Here is a 24,756-nt window from a genome sequence, read left to right as displayed (position 1 = left end):
GAACCCGATCGTGCCGGCGTGCGTGTGTCCGGTCGAAGGCCTCGGGACGGCCAGCGGACCCTGGGCTCGCAACTCCCACCGTGATCCACCTGGAGGATGTCGATGTTCAAGGAGATCCTGGGCCTACCGGTACACGCCATGGTGGTCCACGCGGTGGTCGTGTTCGTGCCACTGCTGGCTGTGCTGGCCATCGCCTACGTGGGTCTGCCGCGCTGGCGGCACCGACTGGACTGGGCGGTGGGCATCCTCGCCGTGGTCGCGCCGGTCACCGCCTTCGTGGCGGTCAAGTCGGGTGAGGCCCTCGCTGACGCGCTGGTCGCCAAGGGCTTCCAGGGCGAAATCCTCGACCAGATCTTCGAACACTCCCGCTACGGCGACATCCTGTTCCGGATCGCGGTGCCGCTTGGGATCGTGGCCATCCTGCTGTTGGTGGCGACCAGCGACCACCCCCGGGTGCCGCAACTGCCGGCGCTGGTGGTGCCGGTGTTGGCGGTGGCGGTCGTCGCGCTGGCCATCGCCGCCCTGGTCTACGTCTACCTGACCGGGCATTCCGGTGCCGAGGCCGTCTGGGGCACCACCGTCTGACGTGCTCGTGGGCGCGGGTCAGAAGATGACCCGGGAGCAGAGCAGGCAGACCAACACCACCAGCACCACGCCGGCGGCCGCGCCGAAGCCGTAGGTGAGCCGCTGGGAGCGCTGTTCGGCCGCGTCCAGGTCGGCCAGGTTCTGCGGCGGTAGCCGTCGTGGCGGCGCCGCCTCCAGGTGTACGGGTGGACGCCAGCCCGCGGGCGGCGGCACGCTCGGCGGCGGGCCGGCGTATTCGTTCGTGGGCGGGGTCGAGGACACGACGGGAGGTTGGTCGGCGTCGTCGCCACCCCCGGGCCGCCGCCAGTAGTCGTCCGGGATGCTGCCACCGCTGGGGGTCGTCACGCCGTCCGACGCTACCAACGCGGCCCACGGCCTGGTCGGTTCTGGCCGGCGCGGCACCGTCGGCGTCGGCTGCGCCGCCGTGGGCTGCGTTAGTCTTGCCGCTCGTGAGCACCGAGGACCCCGGTAAGCAGGGCGCGCGCGGCGACGATGACCGCACCGTCGACCTGAGCGACGATTTCGTGGTGCTGCCCGAGCAGACCGCCGACGACACCGATCGTGGCTGGGGCGAGCGGGCCGGCGGGAACGACGACTGGCTGCTCGCCGAGCGCCCCCCGCACTGGGACTGAGCGTCGGCGCCGCGAACCGGGACTGAGATCGCGCTCGTGCTCGTGCTGAGGTCCGACCAGAGGGCGGGAGCTGTTGCGCCCGGACACCGGGCTGGTCAGGCGCGGACGACGATGGCGAATCGGCTGCCCTCGGGCAGCCCGACGATGCGTCGTGCCTGGTCGGGGCGCAGCGCCAGATAGAGCGCCGAGGATCCGTCGGTCGCCTCGGCGCCCAGTACGTCCAGCACCAACGCTCGGGGAGCGAGCAGGGTGGCCTCGGTGCCCAGCCCGCCCGGCGGTGCCACGAGCAGGTCGACCCGGGCTCCGGGGCGGACCACGGCCAACGCTGCTGGTTCGGCGAGCCGGAGCGGCACCCCGACCGTCCCGCTGGGCAGCGGAAGCTGACGGGACGTGGCGCTCCCGCTGGCCGCCGCATCCGTGCCGGCAGGCCCCTCGACCGCTCCACTCGGGCCGGTCCGCCCGCCGTCGGCCTGCTGATTCGGGTCGGTGGGCTCGCCGCCGGCCGGGCGGTCCGGATCGGTCGGGTCGCTGCGGTTGGCCTGCTGACTCGGCTCGGTCGGGCCCGCGCCGGTCGGGTGCGGGGTGGCTCCGGCCCGGTCGGCCGGTGGGCAGCCGGTCGGGGTGTGCAGGACGGCGGCGGCCAGGCCGAGCAGCGCGGCGACCAGGCCCGCCCGGAGCAGGGTGCGCCCACCGGGCAGGGCGAGCCGGCGTAGCGGACGCAACGCGCGCGGTGAGTCTGGATCGCCGGTCGCCATCTGCCGCCTCCCGTCCCGGGTGCTGGAGCGACACCCACGGACGGCAGGCTAGGCCGGTCGGAGGCCGTTCAGCCGGCCGCTCGTCCATGCCTGTGGACAACCGGCCGGCCTGTGGACAACGTCCACGGACCGGCCGGGTTTGCTATGAGACGCGACGACCGCGCCCGGCTTGGTCAGGACCGGCCGGGTCAGGATGCGGAACTGGTCGCCGGGGACTTGCCGCCGCTCGACCCGCCGGACGACGAGGAGGAGCCGGACGCCGAAGACGACCCCGAGGACGACGACCCCGAACCGGACGACGAGGACGAGGAGCCCGACGACGACCCGGAGTCTCCACCGGAGGACGACGAGGACGACTCGGACTTGGCCGGCTTGCTGGCCGTCCCGCCGGCCGCCACCTCGGAGCCGGACGCGCGCGAGTCGGTGCGGTAGAAGCCGGAGCCCTTGAAGACGATGCCGACCGAGTTGAAGACCTTGCGCAGCCGCCCCTCACACGCCGGGCACTCGGTCAGCGGCTCGTCAGAGAAGGACTGCACTGCCTCGAGCTGGTGACCGCACGCGGTGCAGGCGTACTGGTACGTGGGCACGTTCTCCTCCGGATCTGGACTCGGCCAGTTGGCACTCGACGTATTCGAGTGCCAATGGTGCGTCATTCGCCCGGGGTTCGTCCAGCGGACGTGTGGGGCGCGACACTATGCGCCGCACCCGGGCCGCCGTCAAGGGTACGCACCCCGTCGGTGGGGTTGACGACCGCGCGGACCGGGCGGTCGTGCGGCTCGACGGGCAGCGCCTCGACCAGCTCCCCGTCGTGCAGCGGAACCACGGTCAGTGTCGTCGTGGGCACCCGGGCCAGCGCCCGGTCGTACGAGCCGCCGCCGCGACCGAGCCGCCGGCCCCGCAGGTCGACCGCCAGTGCCGGTACGACCACCAGCTCCGCGCCGCTGACCACGCTCACCCCGAGCCTCGGCCCGTCCGGCTCACGGATACCCCGGCCGGCCGGGATCAAGCCGTCCGGCCCGGTGTACGCGGCCCAGTCCAGGTCCAGGTCAGCGCGGAGCACCGGCAGCAGCAGCTCGCCCCCGAGAGGCAGCGCCGCCCGTAACACCTCCGGCAGGTCGCCGCCGCCCGGCTCGGAGCCCACCGGCACGTACGCCGTCATCCGGAGTGGGCGCAGCCTGCGTACCAGGGCGACCAGTTCGGCCTGGACGCGGCCGGCGGCCGTGGCCCGGGTCGCAGCGGTCAGCGCGTGGCGGCGGGCGAGCAGCTCGGCGCGGGCGTCGCGCTTCGTCACCCGCGTCACTTCCGCTTCATCAGAAAAATCCGGCACGCAACACTCCTGACGCATCGCCTCTCCCACGGTTGCTCTGTGTCAGCATCGCAAGCATCGGAGGCGGAACTTCCGGGGGGACGAGTGACGCTACGCGGGCGGTTGACGGCAGCCTTCCTCGTGGTGGTGCTCGGGCCGGTCCTGCTCGGTGCGTACTTCGTCGCCTCCATCGTCACCGCCGTCGACCGCGGCCGCTCCGCCGAGCGCCTCGCGGTGGCGGTGTCCACCGTGCGCACCTCGGTCGATGCGCTCTGCCAGCAGCTCCGTGCCACCGCCGACGCGGTGGCCCTCACCACGGACCCGGCGGCTGCCGCCGGTCAACTGGTCAGCCGGGGGTTGGCCGCCGCAGTGTTGATCACCGATGGGACCGGCGAGGTCACCTACGCCTCGCCCGGCGCGCCGTCGACGCCATGGCGGGACTGCTCCGGGCTGGCCGAGGCGTCGTCCGGCCCGGTCCGCGCGGTGGCCGCCCGGGTCGACCTGCACGACCGGGCCGGCACCCCGCTGGGCACGGTGTCCGCCGCGCAGCTCGTCGACCCGGCCTTCGTGGCGCGGCTGGCGGCGGTGACCGGGGTGGCGGTCACGCTGCTCGACGACGGCGCGAGCGTCGCGCGGGTCACCCACACGACCGAGAGCCGTGAGGTACGCGACGCGGTGCTGGCCGCCGCCGGCACCGTCGACGGCGAGCGGGTCACCGAGACCACGGAGGGCCGGTACGTGCGGCGGGTCGGGCCGTCCATCGGGCAGCCACTGCCGCTGGTGCTCTCCGTGCCCAGCGAACGGCCACCCGGCCTGCACGCCACGCTCGCCAGCGTGGTCGTACTGGCCGGGCTGCTCGCCGTGCTGACCGCCTGGCGACTGGCCCGGGTCACCACCCGACCGCTGGTGGAGCTGGCCGGCGCGGTGGACCGGGTGGCGCACGGCGACCTGACCGCCCGGGTGCCGGTGCGCAGTCGCGACGAGGTGGGCCGGCTGGCCGGCGCGTTCAACCGGATGACCCGGGAGACCGGCTCCTACGTGGCCGCGCTGACCAGCAGCCGGGACCAGTTGCGAGGGCACCTCGCGGTGCTCGGGGACACCCTGGCCAGCACGCACGACCTGCAACGCATCCTGCGGGTGATCCTGCACAGCGCGATCGCCGCCACCGGGGCTCGGGCCGGCGCGGTGCTGCTGGTGGAGACCGGTGGGGTGCTCGTCGCGCAGTGCACCGAGGGGCTGGACGGGCGCTGGCCGGCGGGCGACGACGGCAGCCCGCAGACGTTGCGGGTGCCGGTGGGCGTCGGCGTGGTCGGCGCCGTGGCCGCCACGGGTGAGCCGCAGCGGGGGCGGCTGGAGCCGACCGAGGTCCTGGTGGGCGAGCCGCGCTGTCGCACGTACGTCGCGGTTCCGTTCGCCACCCCGGGCGGCGGCACCCCGAGTGGGCTCGGTCCGCCCGTCGGCGTCGGCGAGGAGGTGGGTACGCCGGCGGTGGCGCTCGGCGTCCTCGCCCTCTACGACCGGCTGGGCGCCGACGACTTCGACGACGACGACCTGGTCACGCTGCGCACCTTCGCCGGGCACGCCGCGGTGGCGGTGGACAACGTACGGGTGCACGAGGAGGCGCAGCGCCTCTCGCTGACCGACCCGCTGACCGGGCTGTGGAACTACCGCTACCTGGGCGAGTCCATCCGCCGGGAGGTGGAACGGGCCAGCCGGTTCGGCCGCATGCTGAGTGTCCTGGCCCTGGACCTGGACCGGTTCAAGGACGTCAACGACACGTACGGGCACGCGGCCGGGGACACCGTGCTGGCCGAGTTCGCCCGGCGGGTGCGCGGCGAGATCCGCGAGGTCGACCTGGCCTTCCGGCAGGGTGGGGAGGAGTTCGTGCTGCTGCTGCCGGAGACCGACGCCCGGGGTGCGGCGATCGTGGCGGAGCGGCTGGGCGCGGCGGTACGGGACACGCCGATCGCCGTCGAGGCGTACGCCGGGCCGATCGTGGTGACCGTGTCGGTGGGCATCGCCGTGTACCCGGATCACGGCAGCACCGGGCGGGAGGTGCTGGACGCCGCCGACAATGCGCTCTACGTGGCCAAGGCGGCCGGCCGGGACACCTACCGGGTGGCCGAGGACCGCCCGGACGTGCCGATGCGGGAGATCCCGGTGCCGGCGGGGGCGGTGAGTCCGCCCGACGGGTTGCCGCGGGCCGGGCGGCCCGCGCAGGTCACCCGGGAGCCGGGCGGGCACGCCCGGTCGGAGCCGGCCGCGGGCGTACCCGAATCGTCCCGGCCGGGGCCGGCGCACGCGCGGCCGGAGCCGGCCGACGACGCGGCGGACATCGCCACGAACGCGGCCTGGGGCGGCCCCGATGCCACCCGGCCGGGGTCAGGTGGCGGCGCGTCTTCCGGGCCACACCCGCCGCGGCAGAGCCGTGGCCGATAGTCTCGCGGCATGTCGGAGCACTCAGCGAACCCCTCATCGACGGTCGCCGCAACCGGCCGTCCCGTGGCGGTCAAGGCCGTCATCCCGGCCGCCGGTCTGGCCACCCGGTTCCTGCCGGCCACGAAGGCGGTGCCCAAGGAGCTGCTGCCGGTGGTGGACCGGCCGGTACTGCAGTACATCGTCGAGGAGGCCACCCAGGCCGGCATCGGTGACGTGTTGCTGATCACCGGTCGGGGTAAGACGTCGATGGTGGACCACTTCGACCGTCGCCCCGACCTGGAGGCCAGGCTGGAAGAGAAGGGCGACACCGCGCGGCTGGCCGCCGTGCGTCGGCCCAGCGAACTGGCCGAGATCTACACCGTCCGGCAGCCGGAGCAGCTCGGGCTCGGTCACGCCGTCGGGTACGCCGAGTCGCACGTCGGCGACCAGCCCTTCGCGGTGCTGCTCGGCGACGAGTTCGTCAAGCCGTCCGAGCCACTGCTGCCGGCGATGCTGGAGCTGCAGGCCCGCACCGGGGGCGTGGTGCTCGCCTTCTTCGAGGTCGACCCCGCCGACACCAAGCGGTACGGCATCGCGTCGGTCGAGCCCGCCGAGGCGGAGCTGACCGACATCGGTGAGGTCGTCCGGGTGACCGGGATGGTGGAGAAGCCGCAGCCGGAGGACGCGCCGAGCAACCTCGCGGTGCTCGGCCGTTACGTGCTGCCGGGCAAGATCTTCGACGCGATCCGGCGGACCAAGCCGGGCAGCGGCGGCGAGATCCAGCTGACCGACGCGATGGAACTACTGCGTACCGAGGGCACGCCGGTGCACGCGATCGTCTACCGGGGCACCCGCTACGACACCGGAATGCCGCTGGGCTACCTCCAGACGGTGGTGCAGATCGCGGCGGAGCGCGACGACCTGGGCGCAGAGTTCCGCGCCTGGCTGGCCGAGTTCGTCAACGCCGACACGGCGGGCGGATCTGGTACATGACCGCGACGGCCGACGCCGAGGCGGCCGCGAACGAGTTGACGCCGCTCGCCGACTACCTGGGCAGCGTGCTGCGCAGGTTACGCGCGCTGCCTCCGCTCGACCTCGACCTCACCCAGGCCCACGGCAACGTCCTCGCCGAGGACGTCGTCGCGCCGCACGCCTTTCCGGCCTTCGACCAGGCGGCCGTGGACGGGTACGCGGCCCGCTGGGAGGACATTTCGGGAGGGGCCCGGGGCGCGAGCTACGTCCCGGCCCCCTCCGGCACGCCCGGTGGCCGGACGATCCGGCTCAACGTGGTCGGCGATCTCGGCGCGGCGAGCTGGCGGCCGGTCCGGCTGACCCCGGGCTCCTGCTTCTCGGTGGCCGCCGGTGCGCCGCTGCCGGTGGCCGCCGACGTGGTGGTGCCGGTGGAGTGGACCGACCAGGGCATGGCCGCCGTGGAGATCTTCCGCACCCCCAAGCGGGGGTACGGGGTGCGCCGCGCCGGTGAGGAGTTGCCCGCGGGCACCCTGCTCGCCCGAGCCGGCACGTACGTCTCCCCGGCGCTGGTCGCGGTCTTCGCCGCCACCGGCATCGGGCACGTGGTGGTGCGGCCCAGCCCGCGGGTGGTCATCGTGGCCACCGGCGACGAGCTGGTCGACGTGGGCCGGGGCAGTCAGCCCGGCCAGGTGGTGGACGCGAACTCACACGCGCTGACCGCCGCCGCGGCCGAAGTGGGTGCGCAGGCGTACCGGGTGGGCATCTGCGACGACGACCCCGAGGGGTTGCGTGGGCTGCTGGAGGACCAGACCCTGCGCGCAGACCTGATCATCACCACCGGAGGCACCGGCACCGGCCCCGGTGACATGGTGCGTCGGATCCTGTCCCGCCGGGAGGGCGGCCGGGCCGGGCCGGTCACCTTCACCGATGTGGCGCTCTATCCCGGCACCGCGCTCGGCTTCGGCACGGTCGGCGCCGAGGAGGTGCCGGTGGTCTGTCTGCCCGGTGACCCCGGCGCCGCGCTGATCGGGTTCGAGGTGCTGGCCCGCCCGGCCATCCAACTGCTCGCTGGCGCCGAACCGGTGTTCCGGCCCAGTGTCCGGGCACACCTGCTGGAGACCGTGTCGTCCCCGGGCGGGCTGCGTGAATTCCGGCCCGCACACGTCGCCGAGCGGCGCGGCGGCGGCTACACGGTGCAGCCGTTGAGCGGTGGCCCGTTCACCCTCTCCGGGCTGGCCGAGGCCAACGGGTTGCTGGTGCTGGGTGAGCGGGTGACCACCGCCGCCGCCGGCTCCACCGTGGACGTGTTGCTGTTGGACCGCCGCCGGTGAGTTCGCGCGTTCGTCGCGCGGTGGCAGTTCCACTTGCGCACGGACCGGTCCCGCGCGGGAGACTGTGCGGGTGAGTCTCTTCGGGCCTGCGCGCGCGCCGGGCTGGCCGGCGGTGCTGGTCGACGGTCCGGTGCTGCTGCGGCCCTATCGACGGTCCGATGCGGCGGCCTGGTCGGAGGTGCGCCGGGCCAACCGGGCCTGGCTGGCACCCTGGGAATCGTCGCTGCCCGGCAGTTGGGACGAGCTGAATTCGCCGGCCGCGTTCCGCTGGGTGCACCGCGACCAGCGACGTTCGGCCCGCGAGGGCGAGGGCATGCCGTTCGCCGTCTGCCTACGCGAGGCCGACCGGGACCGGCTGGTCGGGCATCTTAACGTGGGCAGCATCGTGCGGCGTGCGTTCTGCTCCGGGTACGTCGGCTACTGGGTGGACGCCCGCGTCGCCGGGCAGGGTGTGATCCCGACGGCGCTCGCGTTGGCCGTGGATCACGCGTTCGGTCCGGGCGGCCTGCACCGGGTGGAGGTCAACATTCGGCCGGAGAACCGACCGTCCCGCCGGGTCGTGGAGAAGCTCGGCTTCCGTGAGGAGTCGTACCACGTGCGCTACATGCACATCGACGGTGCCTGGCGGGACCACATTGGATACGCGATGACCAATGAGGAGATCACCGCCGAGGGTGGCCTGCTGGCCCGCTGGCACCGGGTACGCGCCGCCGCTCGGTGAGTCGTCCCACGGACGGGATCGGCGCGGCGTGGTGGCATCACGGTCGGTGCACCGTAACCTCAAGTAACTGCAAGCTACGGCAAGCGCTGCCCGTCCGGACGATCCACGCACCTGAGCGCGATCGGTGGAAGATCCTGCGGTCGGGTGGCGGTTGCTCCGAATTCGGTGACGGGAGGGGTGAGGGTGCCGACCTCGGTGCTCCTCGCCGTCCTCGCCGCCGCCGGCCTGCTCGCACTGGCCCCGGCGTTGGTTCGCCGGTACGACGCCACCGAGCGACTGGTGGCGGAGCGGGCGCAGTCGACGGCGCGGGTGCTCCAGCGCCGCCGACGACGCCGCACTGTGCCGGGACGGCAACCCGTCCACCCCCCGCGCTCCCTCGTCGTCACTATCAGTGAAGACTCGGCTACTGGCGAGCTGACCACACCGGTCTCCGCGCCCCCGGCGGCCCGCCGGTCCGGCCGACTGCGCGCCGTGCCGCCCGCTCCGAAGCGGTCCCGCCGCCGGCCGCCGCGCCGCCGCCAGCACACCCCCGCCGTGTACCGACGCCGCCGCGTCCTCGCCGCGCTGCTGCTCCTCAACGTCGTCGAACTGATCGGCGTGCTGCTCGTCAGCCCCGGCTTCTGGATCGGTTTCTCGGTCACCTTCCTGCTGCTGGTCGCGTACGTCGTCCACCTGCGGGGTCAGGCCCTGGCCGCGCGCCGCCGACGCCGCGCCCGGGCCCGGGAGGCCGCCTGGCTGGCCGCCCGGCAGGCCGAGGTGCGCCGCGAGCAGGCCCGCCGGGCAGCGGCCCGCCGGGAGGCGCAGCGCCGCCTGGCAGCCCAGCGCGAGGGGGTACGCCGAGCCGCGATGGGCCTGGACCGCCCCGGGGACCTGCCGACGGCCGTGAACGGCGGTTCGGTCTCGTACCGGCGTTCAGGTGGCCTACGCGGCCGCCCCTACGAGGCCGGCCGCAACTCCCACCCGGCCTAGACCCGGCCCCCAGGCGCGTCGGCCGGGTCGCGGCGGGGTCGCGGCGCTTGATCGACTCGAGGTCGCCGAAGTCGGGGTGTTCTCCGGGCGCGGATGCCCCCGAATCACCGATCTGGAGTCGATCAAGCGCGTGCGCCGACCGGTGGGTCGCTCGGTGCGTGATCGACTCGAGGTCGCCGAAGTTGGGGTGCCCCGGCGTCCTGGATGCCCCGATTTCGCGAACCCGAGTGGATCAGCGGCGGCGCGCTGGGGGCGGATTCGCGGTGGGGACCGTGGACCTGTTAGCCTTGCTGCCGGCCCGCCCGGTGTAAGCCGGGTGGGACCGAAGCCGGTTCGCCGGCGGAGGGGCTGTGGCGCAGACTGGTAGCGCACCTCGTTCGCATCGAGGGGGTCAGGGGTTCAAATCCCCTCAGCTCCACCAGCAACACCGTTGACCAGGGGAAACCCCGCTAGCAAGATCAGCGGGCACAGATCCGGCACAAATCAGCGAGAGTCCAGGGCCTTCGGGCCCTGCTTTCGTTTGGCGCTCGCCTCGCGGAGCGCGCCGCTGATGATGTTGCGGCGGCGGTCCTTCTTCGGCCACCAGTGGACGTAGGAAGCGCTACTAAGGCGTCTCTCCTGGCTCTTGGTGAGTGGGATCGAGGGTGAGGTTGAGCAGTTCCAGGCCGGTGACGGGCTGGAAGCCGACTTCGGTGTAGAGCGTCAGGGCCGGGATGTTGTCGGTCTCGGTTTGGAGTGACACGCGATGCGCGCCAGCAGCACGGGCGTTGTAGATGATGTGCTGAAGGAGGGCGTTTGCGATACCGCTACGGCGGTGGTGCGGGGCCACGTAGAGGTCGCGGATCGACCATGCGGTGCCCAGCCTGAGCGATGCCGGCATGATCGTGGCTGTTATGAAGCCGCAGACGTGATCGGCTTGGATGGCGGCGGCTGCGGAAAACCGGTGCTGTGCGAGCTGGTCGTGCAGCCAGGAGCGGGTGCTCTCCGGAGATGACGGGTGGCCGTAGTGCGCCCGATAGTCGTCGAACAGGGCAGCCACCTGATCGAACGCCGGATGAGCGGAGGCCACCGGCACAATTTTCGTCGTCACGTCATAAGTGTGGCCGACGGTCAAGCAACCGAATGCCCTCGGGTGAGCTCCGGGCTAAACGGTCGTCATGGCGACGGGAAGATCATCGGGCACAGTTCCGGCACAACCGGGACCGACAAGCCGTGTCAAACGCCGAGAGGCGTTGGCGGTGGTTGCGCAGGTTAGCCTGGTGATCGGTCCGATAGGGAACGATCTGTCGAAGCCGGAGGTGCAAGGGGTTCAAATCCCCTCAGCTCCACCACGAAACAGCAGGTCAAGACGGGTTCTCGCACGACGGGGAGCCCGCCTTTGATCATTTGACCGCCACGTGACCGTCGGACGGAAGCTCCGACCGCAGCGGGAGGCGGCAGGCCGGACGGATGGGTTCGGCGCCACTGGCGGCCGGCTGGGAGTCAAGTGGCAGGTAGCTGCAATGACGACCAACCGCAGTGGGTTGGATTCCAGAGCTCAAGTTCGACGCCGCTGAGCGCCGACTCAGTTGTATGATCCCGGGCCTGCGGCGCTGGCTGCCGGTAGGAGGGGTCGGTGCGGTGCTCTTGGCGCGCCGGTGGACGCACTCAGCAAGTGTCAGGGATGGACGGGGGACAAGCAGGTGCTGCCCAGCGTCGAGATCGACACCAAGCTGCTGCCACCGTCAGATCGCTTTGAATTCTGGCATGATCTTGTATCGCGAGAAACCGCCCCGGCGCATATCAGTAGTCCACACATGGACAATTTCCTCGCTTATGTCCGCGCGATCGACCTGGGTGCTGTCACCATGCAGTCTCTGCGGTACCCATCACTCGACTCGACTCGTTCGGCTCGACTGGTCCGCCAGAGCGCGCCTGAGTACTACCAACTGGCGCTGCCGACGGTGGGGGAGAGCAGGCTTATTCAGGACCGGCGGGAGACGGCGGTGAAGGCTTCCGAGTTCACCTTCCTGGATACCGCCCGTCCCCACGTCGCGTCGCAGGCGGCCGGTGAGCGGAAGCTCGCCGAGACCATCACCGTGATGATCCCCCACTCGGCACTGCCCTTGTCCCCGGACCAGGTTCGCCGTCTGCTCGCCTCGTCGATTCCGGCCAACGAGGGCTTCGGTGCTCTGCTGGCGCAGTTTCTGCGGCGCGTTGGTGCGCACCCGGAGCAACATCAACCGGCCGAGGCGCTGCGGCTGGGTGGCATTGTCCTCGACCTCGTCTCCGCCACGCTTGCACGGCAGCTCGATGTCGAGCAGGCGTTGCCCGCGGAAGTGCGGCGGCATGCCCTCCGTGTCCGTGTTCTGGCGTTCATCGAGCAGAATCTGCCGGATCGCGAGCTCACTCCGTCATCGGTCGCCGGTGCCCACCATATTTCCCTGCGAACGTTGAATCGGCTCTTCGAGGGTGAGTCGATGACGGTCGCGGAAATAATTCGGCATCGCCGCCTCGACCGGTGCCAGCGTGATCTGACTAGCCCGCTCGCGGCCCATCAGCCGATTTATGTGATTGCCGCTCGCTGGGGTTTCCCGGACAAGGCCCATTTCACTCGGCTGTTCCGATCGACGTACGGCTTGTCACCTCAGCAGTATCGATCCGAGACGCCTGTTCTGGGCTCGTCCGACCCGCTGCGTGCCCAGCAGCGGGGTTTCGGGCCTGCGGCGAGCTAGTTCTGCCAGCGGTGTGGTCGAGGGAGGCCGTGTCACCGGCAGTGGCAGCTCCGGTCTGATGGTGGCGCCGGACGAGTGGAAGTCTCCAGCGCGAATGCTGCTGTCCATACACGACATTCGGTGATGCGCAGTGTGACGGTGAGCACAGGCACGGTACTGCGCGCGGCCGCGCCGAGGAGGCGGCGAGCGGATCAGACGGCTGCCGATCCGGCGCCCGCCGTGTCGATGCTGCCGCCCACGGCAGGTCAGACCCTCAAACGCGCCACCGTCGGATCATTCTCTTCCGCCGCTTGAGGGCATCCGATCGATCCTGGTCAGCCCCGCCAAGCGTGCGAAGTCCATCGGCGGGCTCGGTGTGACCATCTGGATCACCCATTGCCCGGGCGCGTTACACCTAGGACACTGGCGGCCACTGTGGCTTCGAGGCGGTGACCAAGGGTTCCCGGCGGGGCGCGGTACGGGAGGGGTATCACGTTGCCGAAGACGACGCCAGGCACCAGGGCCAAGTCCATTCCTGCCTACAGGGCGCTACCGCGCTTGGTCCGCAACACGCACCAGTCGCTCGTCGACATCGCCAACTCGTCCGGCGGTGACGTCGTCCGTCTCGGACTCGGCGTTTCCAGCGCCTACCTCGTGACGAACCCCGCCCACGTACAGCAGGTGCTGCAGGAGAGGGCCGACAATTACCCGCGCGGAGACGACACCGCGTTGTGGCGGTCAGTGCGGAGGCTGGTCGGTGACGGCATCCTCGCCGAGGGGGAGACCTGGGCGGCGAGTCGCCGGACGCTCGGCCCGCTGTTCCGGCCGACCCGCATCAGCACCCTGGTCGACACGATGGCCGACGCCATCGCCACCTCGATCGACGGGCTGGAGGCGGTGGCGGCATCGGCGACGCCCATCGACGTGGGCGCGGAGCTGTCCCGCATCGTTTCCAGCGCCATCATGCGGGTGTTCTTCGCCGATCGGGTCGACATCGACACCGCCCTGCGGATCATGGCCGCGCAGGAGGTGATCGTCACCTCGATGGCGCCGCGCCTGCTGGCACCCTTCGTGCCGTGGTGGATCCGCATGCCCGGCGACCGCCGGTTCCACGCCGCCGTGCAGACCATCGACGACATCCTGCTTCCGGTGCTGCGCGAGGCACTCGATCAGCCAGGTGACGGAGACGACGTCCTGTCCACCCTGGCCCGGGCGCGTACTCCCGACGGGAGCCGCTTGAGCGAGAAACAGATGCGCGACGACCTCGTGTCGATGGTCGCGGTCACGACGGAGACCTCGTACGTCGTGCTCACCTGGCTGTGGCCGGTCCTCGCCAATCATCCTGAGGTCGCCACCCGGCTCTACGACGAGCTCGACCACGTCGTCGGGGCCGGCCCGGTCCGGGCCGAACATCTACAGGATCTGACCTACACCCGGATGGTGCTGGACGAGCTCCTGCGGCTCTACCCCGCCGGGTGGATCCTGCCCCGTCGCGCGGTCGCGGCGGATGTGCTCGGCGGAGTGCGAATCGAGAAGGGTGCCAGCATCATCCTCTCCCCGTACGCCACACATCGAATGTCCGCTCTCTGGGGGGAGACGGCGGAGATCTTCGACCCCGAGCGTTTCACGCCAGGCCGTGACCCGGAGCGCCACCGGTACGCGTACTTCCCCTTCGGGGGTGGGAAGCACCGTTGCCTCGGCGAGCACCTGTTCAACCTCGAGGCCGTCCTCATCGTGGCGACCTTCCTGAGCCGGTTCCGGTTTCGGCTGAGCGACCCCGCCATCCCTGACACCAGGGTCGCGGCGTCGCTGCGTCCCGCGCGCCCCGTGGAGATGGTCCTGACCCGCGTCGCTCGTACCGCCGCACGATAGGAGTTTCCGTGCCCATCGACACCCCCACCGACGCGCTCGCGGCAGCCGCGGAACAGGGGCGCATCAGCGCCCTCGCCTCGCGGGGCCACCGGGATCTGCAGGAGCGCGTCGCGCTCTATCCCACCCTGTTTCCCAGTCCACCTGTCGACGGCGCGATGCTGGGTGCGCTCGCACTGTCGACGGCGTTCATCGCGCCCTGGTGCACCGCCCAGCAGCTTCGCATCGCCAACCGTGCATCCCTGTGGGTCACTGCGGAAGACTGGCTGATCGATGCGGTTGCGACGTCTCTGGACGCCGTAACGGGGATCGTGTCCAACTGCATCGCGGTCGCCGAGGGAGCTACGCCGGCGGCCGACGACGTGCTCGGCCAGTTCCTCGCCGAGATTCGCGACGAGCTGGCCACCGTTCCGGCCTTCGCCGACGCCCAGCCGCTGTGGCGCGACGAGGTACGCCGCATGCTCGCCGCTGACGCCCTCGAGTGGCGCTGGCGCGCGGCCAGAGCCGCCGACGACCGTCAGCTACCCACCTTCGTCGAATATCTCGACAACGCCGACGGCTACGGCGCGTCCTTCGTCAACGTGTCGCACTGGATAGCTACCGGCACCGCCGACACCCTGAACCACCTCCCGACACTGACAGCGGCCAGTCGTGAGGTGCAGCAGATCCTGCGGCTGGTCAACGATCTGGCCAGTTACGAACGCGACCTCAAGACGGGCGATCTCAACGCTCTCCTGCTCGGCGTCGACCAGGACGAGATCAATCGGCAGATCGCCGAGCGGATCGACCAGTGCCGCGCGCTGCTACACGACCTGGAACAGGTCTGCCCGCAGGAGGCCACCTACCTGGCCCGCGAGATCGGGTTCACCACTGCCTTCTACGGCCGCACCGACTTCTGGGGCAGCGTTGAGCGTTGAGATTGCTGCGCGACACCTGCTCGACGGCCCGCCGGCCGCGCACCCTGTCGCCGCCGCTGAACGCCTGGTCGCGGAAATGCTCCGGGAACCGGCTGGTCAGGTGACCGCGTCCCTGTACGAGACCGGCCGCCTCGTGAGCCTGTCGCCCTGGCTCACCGGGCATGCCGAACGGGTGCGGTACCTCCTGGATCAGCAGCATTCCGGTGGTGGCTGGGGACCCCCCGAGGGGTACGGCCTGGTCCCGACGTTGAGCGCCACCGAGGCACTGCTCACCATCCTGCGGACCTCCGCGACGACCGAGGCGCTGAGCCAGGCCGCCGAGGCCGGACTGCGGACTCTCACGAGCTGGCTCAGCGCTGGGTGGGCCATCCCGGACACCCCGGCGATCGACCTCATCGTGCCGGCACTGATCGGCTCCATCAACGACCAGTTGACCGGCCCTGACGCCCTGCCCGGGCTCGCCCGCTGGCGCAACCACCGACTGCCCCTGCCCTCCGGCATGGATGGCCGGAGGCTGGCGGCAGTCCGGGCCCTGATGGCGTCCGGCGGGCCGGTGCCGGAGAAACTGCTGCACGCCCTGGAGGTCGTCGCCGATCTGGTCGGGGACGCCGTCGGGGTGCGGCCACCGCCGTCGGGCATCGTGGGCGCGTCGCCCGCCGCGACGGCGGCGTGGCTGGGCTCCGCCGAACCGGCACCCGCTGAGCATCCGTCGCGGGCCTACCTGGAGTCCGTCGTCGCACGGCACGGGGGGCCGGTGCCGTGCGCGACCCCGATCACGGTCTTCGAACGCGCCTGGGTGATCGGCACCCTGACCCGGGCTGGCATCACGACACCCGCGCCACCGGATCTCGTGGGTCCGCTGACAGCCGGCCTGGGGCCGCACGGGATCCCGGCGGGACCCGGCCTGCCGCCAGACGCCGACACGACCTCGGTGACTCTGTACGCCCTCGCCCGGCTGGGCCTGCCCGCCGACCCGACGAGCCTGCTGCGATTCGAGACAGCGGAAGGCTTCTGCACCTGGCCCGGTGAGGACGGCTTCTCGGTGACCACCAACGCCCACGTCCTCGACGCACTGGCCCAGCACCTTGCCACGCGGCCGGACGCGGCGCCGCACTACCACGCGGCCGCCCAGCGTCTGGTCGTCGCGCTGCAGGCCCACCAACTCCCCGACGGCAGTTGGCAGGACCGTTGGCACGCGTCCCCCTACTACGCGACCATGTGCTGCTCTCTCGCCCTCGCCGAATTCGCCGCGGCGGCGGCCACGGAGTCCCTGGACCGTGCCGTGGCGTGGACCGTGAGCACGCAGCGGGACGACGGCTCGTGGGGACGCTGGGAGGGGACCGTGGAGGAGACCGCGTACGCGATGCAGACCCTGGCCATCGCAGGGCGCGGCGTGCCATCCGCCACCGGGGCCCTCAGCCGTGGATACGCCTACCTGACAGCGGCATCGGCAGGACAACCGGACGGACCTGCCCTGTGGCATGACAAGGACCTCTACCACCCGACCATGATCGTCAATGCCGCGGTTTTCGCGGCACAGCACCTCGCCGAACAGTCCGGGCAGCGCGTCGGCACGTGACATGTCGCCGGCCGGAAGCGACGTTCTTGCGTAAGTTGGTGGACGAAGTACCCACCACGTCAGGGCGTGGGGGGCCGCGTCGGTCTGCATGTTGTGGGTGATGAGCAGATCGTCCACTCCGCCCAGGACGCAGCCGTGTACGCCGGGAACCTCCAGCCGCAGCGCGGCCAGCTGCTGACCGATGACCGGGTACGGCAGCCCCGGGCGAGCGACGGGGGAGCCGCCCGCACCGGGGGCGCTGCGCACGGTCTGTGGTCAGGCGAATCGCTCGGTCGTCACCGGTATCAACCCGTGCCGCCGCAGAACGTTCGTCAGCTCGTGGATGGTCGCCGCCACCGCTTCGGCGTTGGTGGTTCCCAACAGGACCGTCACATCGAGGCACCAGGCGAGCCGGTTGCCGATTTGACGGAGGTCCCAGGTGAACTGATCGTCACCCTTCTCGAGGTGACCGGCGGCAACCGATCCCGGTGCGGTGTCGACCGGCGAGTGCCAGAGGGCCCGGAGGCTCGCCACCTGCTCCTCCCGGAGATCCCTGGCGAAGAGGACCCGGTAGACGCGCCGCTCGTGGAATCCGGTCGGTGGCTGCGCGGGGCCGAGCCGCAGCGGCGGGACAGTCGGGATCGGCTGGTGGTCGTGGAAGTACGTCCGCAGCACCGTTTCGACCGGGAGTTGACCGCCACCGAGTGTGCGGTAGGCGTCCCCCGCAGCACTGCGCGAGGTGGGCAGCACCCTCGCTGACAGCTCCGGGTCGGAGCGCATGCTGCGGCTCAGTGAAGCGGAACTCCACCAGCCGGCACCCGTCGGCGTCCAGCCCGCGCTGTCCAGCCCCGCGGTCGTGAAGTCGGGGTGGCGGGCGAACGTCTCGACGACGATGCCCTGCACCTCGGCGCCCGGGTGACCGGCCAGGATCAGGTAGTAGTCCAGCGACGGGTCGGTGGTCATCAGCGCCACCCTAGCGAAGGGGGCCGACTAGCATCCGGATTCGACGTGAGGAGACCACATGACAGCGGCGGTCCAGACCCGGTTCGGCATCGTCGGCAGCGGCTGGCGGGGCGAGTTCTTCCTCCGGCTGGCCCGGCTCCTGCCCGAGCGTTTCCGGGTGACCGGCGTGGTCACGCGTACCGAATCGCGTGGTGACGCGGTCGCGGCCGAGTGGGGCGTGCGAACCTTCCGCACGACGGCCGACCTGCTCGCCCACGAACGGCCCGACTTCGTCATCGTGTCGGTGCCCTGGCCGGTGACGCCCGACGTCACCCGCCAGCTGGTCGCGGCCGGCGTGCCGGTGCTCGCCGAGACCCCGCCCGCGCCCGACGTGCAGGGGCTGCGGTCGCTCTGGTCCGACGTCGGCGGCAGCGGCCTGGTGCAGGTCGCCGAGCAGTACCTGCTGATGCCCGGGCACGCGGCCCGGCTGGCGCTGGTCCGCGCCGGGGTGCTCGGCGAGCCGACCTCCGTCCAGATCTCCTCGACGCACCTGTACCACGCGGTCTCGCTGATCCGTGGTCTGCTCGGCGTTGGTCACGACGCCGCCGAGGTCAGCGCGCGGGCCTTCGTCGCGCCGCTGGCCAACCCGTTGTCGCCCGCCGGCTGGAGCGGTGACGACACCCCGCAGCAGCTTTCCACCACCCTCGCGACCATCGACTTCGGCGGGCGAATGGGGTTGTACGACTTCACCGACAACCAGTGGTGGAACCCGCTACGGACCCGCCGGTTGGTGGTCCGCGGTTCACTCGGCGAGATGGTGGACGACCGGGTGGTGCGCCTGGTCGACCCGACCACGCCGGTGGAGTCCGCCCTGGTCCGACGGCAGACCGGCATCGACCTCAACCTCGAAGGGCTCGACCTGAAGCACATCAGCTTCGACGGCGGCGTCGTCTATCGCAACCCGTTCGTCGGCAGCGGGCTGTCCGACGACGACATCGCCGTGGCCGACATCGTGGCTCGCGCCGGTGCCTGGGCGCGGAACGAGGGCCCGGCGCCCTATCCGCTCGCCGAGGCGTGTCAGGACCACCTGATCAGCCTCGCCATCGAGGAGTCGATACGCACCGGCGGGCCGGTCGTCACCGCACAGGAGGCGTGGGCCGACCGCCGCGGCTAGTGGCCGAGGCTGCGGTAGTGGTAGCCGGCCACCTCGCTGAAGCCAGCCCGCTCGTACAGGCCGAGCGCGGGGGTGTTGGCCCGTTCGACCTGGAGATACAGGTGGTCGGCCCGCTGGTCGCCAGCCCACTCGGCCAATGCGGTGAGCACGCCGCGGGCCGCGCGCAGCCCGCGGGCCTCGGGCAACGTGGCCATCCCGAACAGCCCCGCCCAGCCGGTGTCGGCGACCGCGCGGCCCACCGCGACGACAGCGCCGCCGAGCATCGCGCTCGCGTACGCACAGGGGCCGGTCACCCGGCCGAGCATGGCCCATTCGGCGGCGGAGGCCCCCGCGCGACCGTGTACGGAGTCCCAGACGTCGAACCAGCGGCCGGTCGGGTGATCGTCCAGTCGTACCCGAATCCCTGTGGACAGTGCCTCGGTCCGGACGCGCGTGGTCGATGCCGCCTGCAACGACATCGGGCTCTCCGGGCGGTAGCCGCGCTCCGCCAGAACAGCGTCGAGCCTTGGCGGGCAGGCCCCCGGAGTCATCTGGAATCGCGTGGTCACGCCACGGTCGGCACAGAACGTCTCCGCGCTGATCACTCTGCGCACCAGGTCGCCCGGTGCGGGATCAGCGTGTGGCAGCACCGTCTCGACCCACCAGGCGCAGCCTGGAGAGGCGCGCAGCCACCAGCCGTCGCAGTCCTTGACGGTCGTGGCCGGAAGTGCGCGCGCCGCTCGCTCCTGCAGGCCGCGTACCGTCTCCGGGTTGCTCTCGGCACCCAAAGTCGGCACCTCCTCGCGCGACCACGGAACACCCCAATTCTGTCTAACGCCGGCCAGCGGGGGTCACGCCCGGCCCCCCCGGCCCGGACCCGTGGTCCGGGCCGGCCGGGCTACGACGGCGGGGCCCGCAGCACCCGGCGGTCAGGTGCGGACGTTGGGCAGGTTGACCCCGCAGGTGCGTTCGATGAACTCACCCGCCCGGCGACCGCTAGCCTCCACCGCCTCCGGTTCCGGCGCGGGGGCCTCCGCGCCGGAGGCGTGCTCGTGGGCGGCCGTACCGGCTTCGTGTTCGTGCCCCTCCGGGCTCGATCCGGTCGTGCCGTGGTCGTGCGCGGCGGTGGGTTCGTGGTGATCCCCCAGCGCGCCGGCAAGTCGTTCCAGGTCCGGGGTCAGCTCACGTGGCGCGGAGCGGATCAGGGCGCTCATCGCCTCGACCCGCTGATCCCCGGTGAGCCCGGCCTGGTTGGCCAGCGCGAAGGTCTGCGCCTCGGCGCAGAACTGGTCCCGGCCGGACCAGTCCGAGGGCAGGTCGGGCCGGGACAGCCACCAGCCGCCCAGTGCGGCGGCGGCCACCACGGCCACCACCCCACCGGAGAGCAGCAGACGACGGTCAGACGTTGTCATTGATCGCGTCGACGTCGTGGGCATCGAAGCTCCTGGGCCAGATCTCTTTGCGCATGCAGGAGTTGTTGTCCACGTCGGCACCGGCCGAGCGGTGGCCCAGCGAGCCGGTGTGCCCGAGCTCGTGACAGCCGAGGCTCTGCCAGTAGGACGTGGACAGTCCGCTCATCGTCCGGGTGTTGAACTTGACGTCGTAGTGGTCGCACAACCCGTTCCACCAGTTGGTGTCGGTGCAGCTCGTCAGGCCGTACCAGGTAGCGGAGTACGACTTGTCGTAGACGTGGATGTCCGAGCTGCCGGTCGAAGTGTTGATTTCCGACCGGTCGAGCTGCCCTCGGCCGTAGGAGACAGCCGCCTTGCCAGCCGTGGTCAACGAGTTCGACTCCACGGACTGGTCCTTGTTGTCCGGCTTGCCGCCGTTGGCCTTGCCTCCGTGGCCGGCCACGGCCGGCGGTGCGAACGCCACCACGGAGATCAGCGTGGCACCCAGGATCATCGTCGTACGCTTCATTCTCCACTCCCCTCCGGAGGCTGCGGCAGCTCCGCGGTCGGGATCGATTCGGTCAACGTGCCCGCGGCGACCTGTCCGCTCGCCGCGACGATCCTGTTGTTCAGGGTGCCGGGCAACATCGCGGTGACCGATGTGGCGAGCTCGGTCTCCGCGTTGCTGGGACGCAGGAAACCGTCGACCACCAGTGCCCGTCCGTCCGAGCTGGCGAGCTGATAGGTGTACGGGTCGCTGGTGCCCGCGCTGCGGCGCAGAAAGAAGTAGCCGCTGTCGCCCACCTGACTCCACGCCACGTTGTTGGAGACGTAGCCGCGACCTTCCTCGTCCCAGCCCTCCTCCTCGAGCGTGATCATCCGCGGGAAGATCAACCTCTTCGGGTTGTGCAGCGTGTCCGAGACGTCGATCGTCACCGTCCGCAGCCGGATGTCACCGCCCACCGCAGCGGGGTCCTCGTCGACGCTGCCGAGCCGGCCCGGCACCGCTGCGGTGACCGTGCCGTAGACCACCAGGTGTGACGTGGCGGTCATCTGCTCGACGGTCTGGAACTCGTACATCTCCTTGCCGAAAGCCAGCGACTCGGGGTGCGCGTCGTAGCGCACGCCGGGGTCGGCCCGACCGACACCCACGGCCGCGACGAGCGCGGTCACCGCGACCGCGCCCGCCGCCACCAAGCCCAGCCGGCGTACGCCGGTCCGCCTGAATTTCTCCACTCGCCGTTTCCCCTGTCCGAGGTGTGGTGCGGCCGGTGTCAGCCGCACGTCCCGCCGGTTGCCGTGGGGCCTCCGGACGGGATAGCGCGATGATCTACGCGCGTCTATGCAGGCGCCTTGCAGCCGGCTTGCAAGTGGTCTGAGGCGGACCGGCATACTCGCAACCCAGGAGGCGGGCCGATGGAGTTTCGGGTGTTGGGCGCGGTCGAGGCGTGGGCGCAGGGCGCCCGGGTCGACCTGGGTGGGCGCCAGCCTCGACTCGTCCTCGCGGTGCTGCTGCTGGAGCCCGGCCGAGTAGTGGCGGTGGACCGGCTGATCGATCTGGTGTGGGGTTCCTCGCCGCCGCGTAGTGCCCGGGGCACCGTGCAGGCGTTGGTCTCGCGGCTGCGCGCCGCGCTGCGACGGGCCGGGGCGCCGGTGGAGCTGATCAGTCGGGAGCCCGGTTACCTGCTGCGGGTTGATCCGCTGGCGGTCGACGCGCACCGGTTCGCCGCACTGATCGCGGGGGCCCGGGCGGCCGGCGACGACACCGCCGTGGACCTGTTCGACCAGGCGCTGACCCTGTGGCGGGGGGAGCCGCTCGCGGACGTGGCCGACGAGCAGGTGCGGCACCGACTCGGCGCGGGCCTGCATGAGGCCCGCTGGGCGGCGGTGGAAGACCGAGCCGACGTGCTGTTGCGGCAGGGACGTTCCCGGCAGGTGGCTGACGAGCTGACAAACCCGGTGGCCCGGCAACCCGGCCGTCAGCGGATGGTCGGTCAGCTCATGCTGGCCCTGTATCGCGAGGGCCGTGTCGACCGGGCGCTTGCCGTCTACCGGCAGGTACGCGATCACCTCGCCGACGAGTTGGGCCTCGACCCGGCCCCGGCACTGCGCCGCCTCGAGGAGCGGATCCTGCGGGGCGACCCGACGCTGGGGCCACCCGTCGACGTGGCCGTGCCCGGCGGAGAGGCTGGCTCCGCGCCGGTCCGCCCTGCCGGGCTGCCACACGGCACACGCAACCTCGCGGGCCGGGACGCGGAGTTGGCCCGGCTCGACGCCGGGCTGGCCGAGCCCGTCGCCGGCACCCGGATCTGGGTGGTCAGCGGTACCGCCGGGGTGGGCAAGACCGCACTCGCGGTGCACTGGGCGCACCGCGTCCGCACGGCGTTTCCGGACGGGCAGCTCTATCTGGATCTGCGCGGCTTCGACGCCGACCGCGATCCGCTGCGGCCGGAGGTGGCGCTCACCCAACTGCTGACGGCGCTCGGGGTCGACCCGAGAGCGGTGCCGGACGAGTTGGACGGCCGTGCGGTGCTGCTCCGCTCGCTGCTGGTCGGCCGGGACGTGTTGCTGGTGTTGGACAACGCCCGCGACGCCGGCCAGGTGCTGCCGCTGATCCCCTCCTCCGGCACCGTGCTGGTGACCAGCCGGCACCGCCTTGGTGAGTTGGTGGTCCAGGCGGACGCCCGGCCGCTCCCGCTGGACGTGCTCAGCTCCGGGGAGTCGGTGCGCCTGCTGGCGACGCTGCTGGGTCAGGCGGCCGTGCAGACCGAGGCGACCGCGGCAGCCGAGCTGGCTCGACTCTGCGGTCACCTGCCGCTGGCACTGCGCATCGCTGCGGCCAACGTGCAGGCGGCGGGACGACCGGCGATCGCCGACCTGGTCCGCGAGCTGACCGACGGGGACCCGCTGGCGGGGCTCACCGTGGATGGCGCCGAGGAGGGCGCGGTGACGAAGGCGTTCGCGTTGTCGTACCGCGCCCTGCCTGACCCGCAGCGGGAGCTGTTCCGCCGGCTCGGTCTGGTACCCGGGCAGAGCGTCACCGCCGGCCCGGCGGGTGCGGTCGCGGGCGTACCGGCGGCCACCGCCACCCGGCGGCTTCGTGCCCTGGCAGCGGCGCACCTGCTGGAACGGCACCCGGGGGAGCGTTACCGCTTCCATGACCTTCTGCGTCGCTACGCGGTCGACCGGGTCACCGGGGAGGAGACCGAGGCGACCCAGGAGGAGGCCCGACGCCGGCTGCTCGACCATTACCTGGACACCGCGGACGCGGCGGGCCGCCGGCTCATCCCGCACTTCGTCCGGCTGCCACGGCCGGTGGCCGCTGATCCGTTCCCGGACAACGAGACGGCCCTGACCTGGCTGGACGACGAGTCGGCGAACCTCATAGCGGCAGTGGAGCAGGCCGCCCGACGAGGTCCCCGCCGCTACGCCTGGCACCTCACCGATGCGCTGCGCGCCTACTTCCACCAGCGGGGTCGGCGGGAGGAGTGGCTGGCCGCGGCGACGGTGGCGCTGGCTGCGGCCCGGGCCGAGGACGACGCCCGGGCCCAGGCCGCCATGCACGCGAGCATCGCGCTGGTCCAGGTGAACAGTGGGCGGTACGAGGAGGCGCGCCAGCATCTGCTCGACGGGCTGCGGTGCACCGATGTGGAGTGCTGGGAGGAGGGGCGGACCGGGATCCTCAACAACCTGAGCGCGGTGCACCAGCGGCTCGGTGACCCGCAGGCGGCGATCCACTCGGCCAGCCTCGCGTTGGAGCTGAACGTCCGGGCGGGCAACGACGGTGGTGAGGCGATGTCCCTGGCGAACCTCGGCTTCTCGCACTGGCAACTCGGCGCGTTGGCGGAGGCGGACGCGCACTTCCGGGCTGCGCTGGCCCGAGGTGAGCGGGCGGGGGCGCACTACAACGTCGCGGTGCTCCTGGTCGACCTGGCGAATGTGCGCCGGGACCGGGGCGACCACCTCGGCGCCGAGGAGCTCTACGCCCGTGCGCTGGCCGCCAACAAGGACCTCGGCTACCGCTACGGCGAGGCGACCGCCCTGTCCGGACGTGCGCTGCTCTGGTGCGAGACGGGTCGGGCCGGGTTGGCCCGCGCCGACGCTGAGCGGGCGGTGACGCTGACCCGGGAGATCGGCGACGCGGGCACCGAGGCGTGGTCGGCGGACGCGTTGGGGCGGGTGTTGCTGGCACTGGGGCGCCCGGGTGAGGCGGCCGAGCAGCACAGCCGGGCGCTCGAGCTGGCTCGGCGTACCCATTTCTGCTGGTGTGAGGCGATGGCCCTGACCGGCCTCGCCGCCGCCGAACTGGCCCAGGGCGACCGGGGCGCCGCCGGGCGGCACGGTCGGGCGGCGTTGGCCCTGGCTGTCCGTTCCGGCTACCGGCCGATCGAGATCCGGGTGTCCCGCATCCTCGCCCGGGTCGCCGAGCTGGCCGGTAACGCGACCGAGGCGAGGCGGCTGGACGACCGGGCGGCGACGCTGGCGCGGGAGACCGAGGGCTGCGGCAGCGGGGCTGCCGAAATGGTGCGCTGACCATACGCTCG

At 71.8% G+C, this 24,756-nt stretch carries 23 protein-coding genes, 1 tRNA gene and 1 pseudogene; 15 read left to right on the top strand and 10 right to left on the bottom strand.

Annotation, left to right across the window (positions count from 1 at the left end):
- Positions 1 to 102: 102 nt before the first annotated feature.
- A complete protein-coding gene (locus V6V47_RS14925; protein WP_334628794.1) occupies positions 103 to 585 on the top strand; it encodes a DUF2231 domain-containing protein in 483 nt (160 codons plus the stop codon).
- 18 nt (positions 586 to 603) lie between these two features.
- Here the strand turns inward: V6V47_RS14925 and V6V47_RS14920 are convergent, their stop codons facing one another.
- Entirely contained in the window at positions 604 to 930 is a 327-nt protein-coding gene (locus V6V47_RS14920; protein ID WP_334628793.1) for a hypothetical protein, read from the bottom strand.
- A 104-nt stretch (positions 931 to 1,034) separates the two neighbouring features.
- Between V6V47_RS14920 and V6V47_RS14915 the strand changes: the two genes are divergently transcribed.
- The gene (locus V6V47_RS14915) at positions 1,035 to 1,217 is read left to right on the top strand and encodes a hypothetical protein (RefSeq protein ID WP_334628792.1); all 183 of its coding nucleotides are present in this window, start codon (positions 1,035 to 1,037) and stop codon (positions 1,215 to 1,217) included.
- Between the two features lie 95 nt (positions 1,218 to 1,312).
- Here the strand turns inward: V6V47_RS14915 and V6V47_RS14910 are convergent, their stop codons facing one another.
- Positions 1,313 to 1,972 (bottom strand): flagellar biosynthesis protein FlgA, encoded by a 660-nt coding sequence (locus V6V47_RS14910; RefSeq protein ID WP_334628791.1) that lies wholly within the window; start codon positions 1,970 to 1,972, stop codon positions 1,313 to 1,315.
- 144 nt (positions 1,973 to 2,116) lie between these two features.
- Here V6V47_RS14910 and V6V47_RS14905 point away from each other — a divergent pair, with 144 nt between their 5' ends.
- The gene (locus V6V47_RS14905; protein ID WP_334628873.1) at positions 2,117 to 2,404 is read left to right on the top strand and encodes a hypothetical protein; all 288 of its coding nucleotides are present in this window, start codon (positions 2,117 to 2,119) and stop codon (positions 2,402 to 2,404) included.
- 14 nt (positions 2,405 to 2,418) lie between these two features.
- On the opposite strand, the pseudogene V6V47_RS14900 reads toward V6V47_RS14905, so the two are convergent.
- Positions 2,419 to 2,625: pseudogene (locus V6V47_RS14900) on the bottom strand (FmdB family zinc ribbon protein); the annotation flags it as partial.
- Positions 2,622 to 3,299, bottom strand: coding sequence for a 5-formyltetrahydrofolate cyclo-ligase (locus V6V47_RS14895; protein ID WP_334628790.1), 678 nt, complete (start codon positions 3,297 to 3,299; stop codon positions 2,622 to 2,624). The pseudogene V6V47_RS14900 and the gene V6V47_RS14895, both read right to left, overlap by 4 nt.
- An 84-nt stretch (positions 3,300 to 3,383) precedes the next feature.
- Here V6V47_RS14895 and V6V47_RS14890 point away from each other — a divergent pair, with 84 nt between their 5' ends.
- The 6 genes from V6V47_RS14890 (at position 3,384) to V6V47_RS14865 (ending at position 10,110) form a co-directional block, all read left to right on the top strand.
- Entirely contained in the window at positions 3,384 to 5,717 is a 2,334-nt protein-coding gene (locus tag V6V47_RS14890) for a diguanylate cyclase (protein WP_334628789.1), read from the top strand.
- A 9-nt stretch (positions 5,718 to 5,726) separates the two neighbouring features.
- The gene (locus tag V6V47_RS14885) at positions 5,727 to 6,689 is read left to right on the top strand and encodes a UTP--glucose-1-phosphate uridylyltransferase (RefSeq protein WP_334628788.1); all 963 of its coding nucleotides are present in this window, start codon (positions 5,727 to 5,729) and stop codon (positions 6,687 to 6,689) included.
- Positions 6,686 to 7,999 carry a molybdopterin molybdotransferase MoeA gene (locus tag V6V47_RS14880; protein WP_334628787.1) on the top strand — a complete coding sequence of 438 codons (1,314 nt, stop codon included), beginning with the start codon at positions 6,686 to 6,688 and terminating at the stop codon, positions 7,997 to 7,999. The genes V6V47_RS14885 and V6V47_RS14880 overlap by 4 nt, the downstream gene beginning before the upstream one ends.
- A 70-nt stretch (positions 8,000 to 8,069) precedes the next feature.
- Positions 8,070 to 8,720, top strand: coding sequence for a GNAT family N-acetyltransferase (locus tag V6V47_RS14875; RefSeq protein WP_334628786.1), 651 nt, complete (start codon positions 8,070 to 8,072; stop codon positions 8,718 to 8,720).
- Between the two features lie 177 nt (positions 8,721 to 8,897).
- The gene (sepX, locus tag V6V47_RS14870) at positions 8,898 to 9,689 is read left to right on the top strand and encodes a divisome protein SepX/GlpR (protein WP_334628785.1); all 792 of its coding nucleotides are present in this window, start codon (positions 8,898 to 8,900) and stop codon (positions 9,687 to 9,689) included.
- A gap of 344 nt (positions 9,690 to 10,033) precedes the next feature.
- Positions 10,034 to 10,110 (top strand) — tRNA-Ala (locus V6V47_RS14865).
- 183 nt (positions 10,111 to 10,293) lie between these two features.
- On the opposite strand, the gene V6V47_RS14860 is transcribed toward V6V47_RS14865, so the two are convergent.
- Positions 10,294 to 10,779 carry a GNAT family N-acetyltransferase gene (locus V6V47_RS14860; protein ID WP_334628784.1) on the bottom strand — a complete coding sequence of 162 codons (486 nt, stop codon included), beginning with the start codon at positions 10,777 to 10,779 and terminating at the stop codon, positions 10,294 to 10,296.
- Between the two features lie 592 nt (positions 10,780 to 11,371).
- Between V6V47_RS14860 and V6V47_RS14855 the strand changes: the two genes are divergently transcribed.
- The 4 genes from V6V47_RS14855 (at position 11,372) to V6V47_RS14840 (ending at position 16,747) form a co-directional block, all read left to right on the top strand.
- Entirely contained in the window at positions 11,372 to 12,403 is a 1,032-nt protein-coding gene (locus V6V47_RS14855; protein ID WP_334628783.1) for a helix-turn-helix domain-containing protein, read from the top strand.
- A gap of 510 nt (positions 12,404 to 12,913) precedes the next feature.
- Positions 12,914 to 14,254 carry a cytochrome P450 gene (locus tag V6V47_RS14850; protein ID WP_334628869.1) on the top strand — a complete coding sequence of 447 codons (1,341 nt, stop codon included), beginning with the start codon at positions 12,914 to 12,916 and terminating at the stop codon, positions 14,252 to 14,254.
- A gap of 8 nt (positions 14,255 to 14,262) precedes the next feature.
- On the top strand, positions 14,263 to 15,168 hold the full coding sequence (locus tag V6V47_RS14845) for a terpene synthase family protein (protein ID WP_334628782.1): 906 nt from the start codon (positions 14,263 to 14,265) through the stop codon (positions 15,166 to 15,168).
- A complete protein-coding gene (locus V6V47_RS14840) occupies positions 15,158 to 16,747 on the top strand; it encodes a prenyltransferase/squalene oxidase repeat-containing protein (RefSeq protein ID WP_334628781.1) in 1,590 nt (529 codons plus the stop codon). The genes V6V47_RS14845 and V6V47_RS14840 overlap by 11 nt, the downstream gene beginning before the upstream one ends.
- 255 nt (positions 16,748 to 17,002) lie before the next feature.
- Here V6V47_RS14840 and V6V47_RS14835 read toward each other — a convergent pair whose 3' ends face one another.
- Entirely contained in the window at positions 17,003 to 17,689 is a 687-nt protein-coding gene (locus V6V47_RS14835; RefSeq protein ID WP_334628780.1) for a hypothetical protein, read from the bottom strand.
- Between the two features lie 58 nt (positions 17,690 to 17,747).
- Between V6V47_RS14835 and V6V47_RS14830 the strand changes: the two genes are divergently transcribed.
- Positions 17,748 to 18,842, top strand: coding sequence for a Gfo/Idh/MocA family protein (locus V6V47_RS14830; protein WP_334628779.1), 1,095 nt, complete (start codon positions 17,748 to 17,750; stop codon positions 18,840 to 18,842).
- Here V6V47_RS14830 and V6V47_RS14825 read toward each other — a convergent pair.
- The 4 genes from V6V47_RS14825 to V6V47_RS14810 all read right to left on the bottom strand — a co-directional run bounded on the left by V6V47_RS14825 (position 18,839) and on the right by V6V47_RS14810 (position 21,448).
- Positions 18,839 to 19,609, bottom strand: a complete 771-nt coding sequence (locus tag V6V47_RS14825; RefSeq protein ID WP_334628778.1) for a GNAT family N-acetyltransferase — start codon at positions 19,607 to 19,609, stop codon at positions 18,839 to 18,841. The two genes, V6V47_RS14830 and V6V47_RS14825, sit on opposite strands and share 4 nt — an antisense overlap.
- 141 nt (positions 19,610 to 19,750) lie before the next feature.
- On the bottom strand, positions 19,751 to 20,233 hold the full coding sequence (locus tag V6V47_RS14820; RefSeq protein ID WP_334628777.1) for a hypothetical protein: 483 nt from the start codon (positions 20,231 to 20,233) through the stop codon (positions 19,751 to 19,753).
- Entirely contained in the window at positions 20,220 to 20,741 is a 522-nt protein-coding gene (locus V6V47_RS14815) for a hypothetical protein (RefSeq protein ID WP_334628776.1), read from the bottom strand. The genes V6V47_RS14820 and V6V47_RS14815 overlap by 14 nt, the downstream gene beginning before the upstream one ends.
- Positions 20,738 to 21,448, bottom strand: coding sequence for a hypothetical protein (locus V6V47_RS14810; RefSeq protein WP_334628775.1), 711 nt, complete (start codon positions 21,446 to 21,448; stop codon positions 20,738 to 20,740). The genes V6V47_RS14815 and V6V47_RS14810 overlap by 4 nt, the downstream gene beginning before the upstream one ends.
- Before the next feature lie 180 nt (positions 21,449 to 21,628).
- Here V6V47_RS14810 and V6V47_RS14805 point away from each other — a divergent pair, with 180 nt between their 5' ends.
- Positions 21,629 to 24,745: an AfsR/SARP family transcriptional regulator gene (locus V6V47_RS14805; RefSeq protein ID WP_334628774.1), complete on the top strand. Its 3,117-nt coding sequence runs from the start codon at positions 21,629 to 21,631 to the stop codon at positions 24,743 to 24,745.
- Positions 24,746 to 24,756 lie beyond the last annotated feature (11 nt).

This window comes from Micromonospora sp. CPCC 205539 (assembly GCF_036906815.1).
Lineage (GTDB): Bacteria > Actinomycetota > Actinomycetes > Mycobacteriales > Micromonosporaceae > Micromonospora.
The sequence above is the reverse complement of the archived record's forward strand: the minus strand, read 5'-3'. Positions and strand labels throughout refer to the sequence as shown.

Excerpts from the sequence above, each read along its gene's own strand:
- V6V47_RS14815 (WP_334628776.1), bottom strand. The coding sequence starts at position 20,741 with ATGAAGCGTACGACGATGATCCTGGGTGCCACGCTGATCTCCGTGGTG.
- V6V47_RS14820 (WP_334628777.1), bottom strand. The coding sequence starts at position 20,233 with ATGACAACGTCTGACCGTCGTCTGCTGCTCTCCGGTGGGGTGGTGGCC.
- V6V47_RS14885 (WP_334628788.1), top strand. The coding sequence starts at position 5,727 with ATGTCGGAGCACTCAGCGAACCCCTCATCGACGGTCGCCGCAACCGGC.
- V6V47_RS14910 (WP_334628791.1), bottom strand. The coding sequence starts at position 1,972 with ATGGCGACCGGCGATCCAGACTCACCGCGCGCGTTGCGTCCGCTACGC.
- V6V47_RS14805 (WP_334628774.1), top strand. The coding sequence starts at position 21,629 with ATGGAGTTTCGGGTGTTGGGCGCGGTCGAGGCGTGGGCGCAGGGCGCC.
- V6V47_RS14835 (WP_334628780.1), bottom strand. The coding sequence starts at position 17,689 with ATGACCACCGACCCGTCGCTGGACTACTACCTGATCCTGGCCGGTCAC.
- V6V47_RS14905 (WP_334628873.1), top strand. The coding sequence starts at position 2,117 with ATGAGACGCGACGACCGCGCCCGGCTTGGTCAGGACCGGCCGGGTCAG.
- V6V47_RS14880 (WP_334628787.1), top strand. The coding sequence starts at position 6,686 with ATGACCGCGACGGCCGACGCCGAGGCGGCCGCGAACGAGTTGACGCCG.
- V6V47_RS14830 (WP_334628779.1), top strand. The coding sequence starts at position 17,748 with ATGACAGCGGCGGTCCAGACCCGGTTCGGCATCGTCGGCAGCGGCTGG.
- V6V47_RS14925 (WP_334628794.1), top strand. The coding sequence starts at position 103 with ATGTTCAAGGAGATCCTGGGCCTACCGGTACACGCCATGGTGGTCCAC.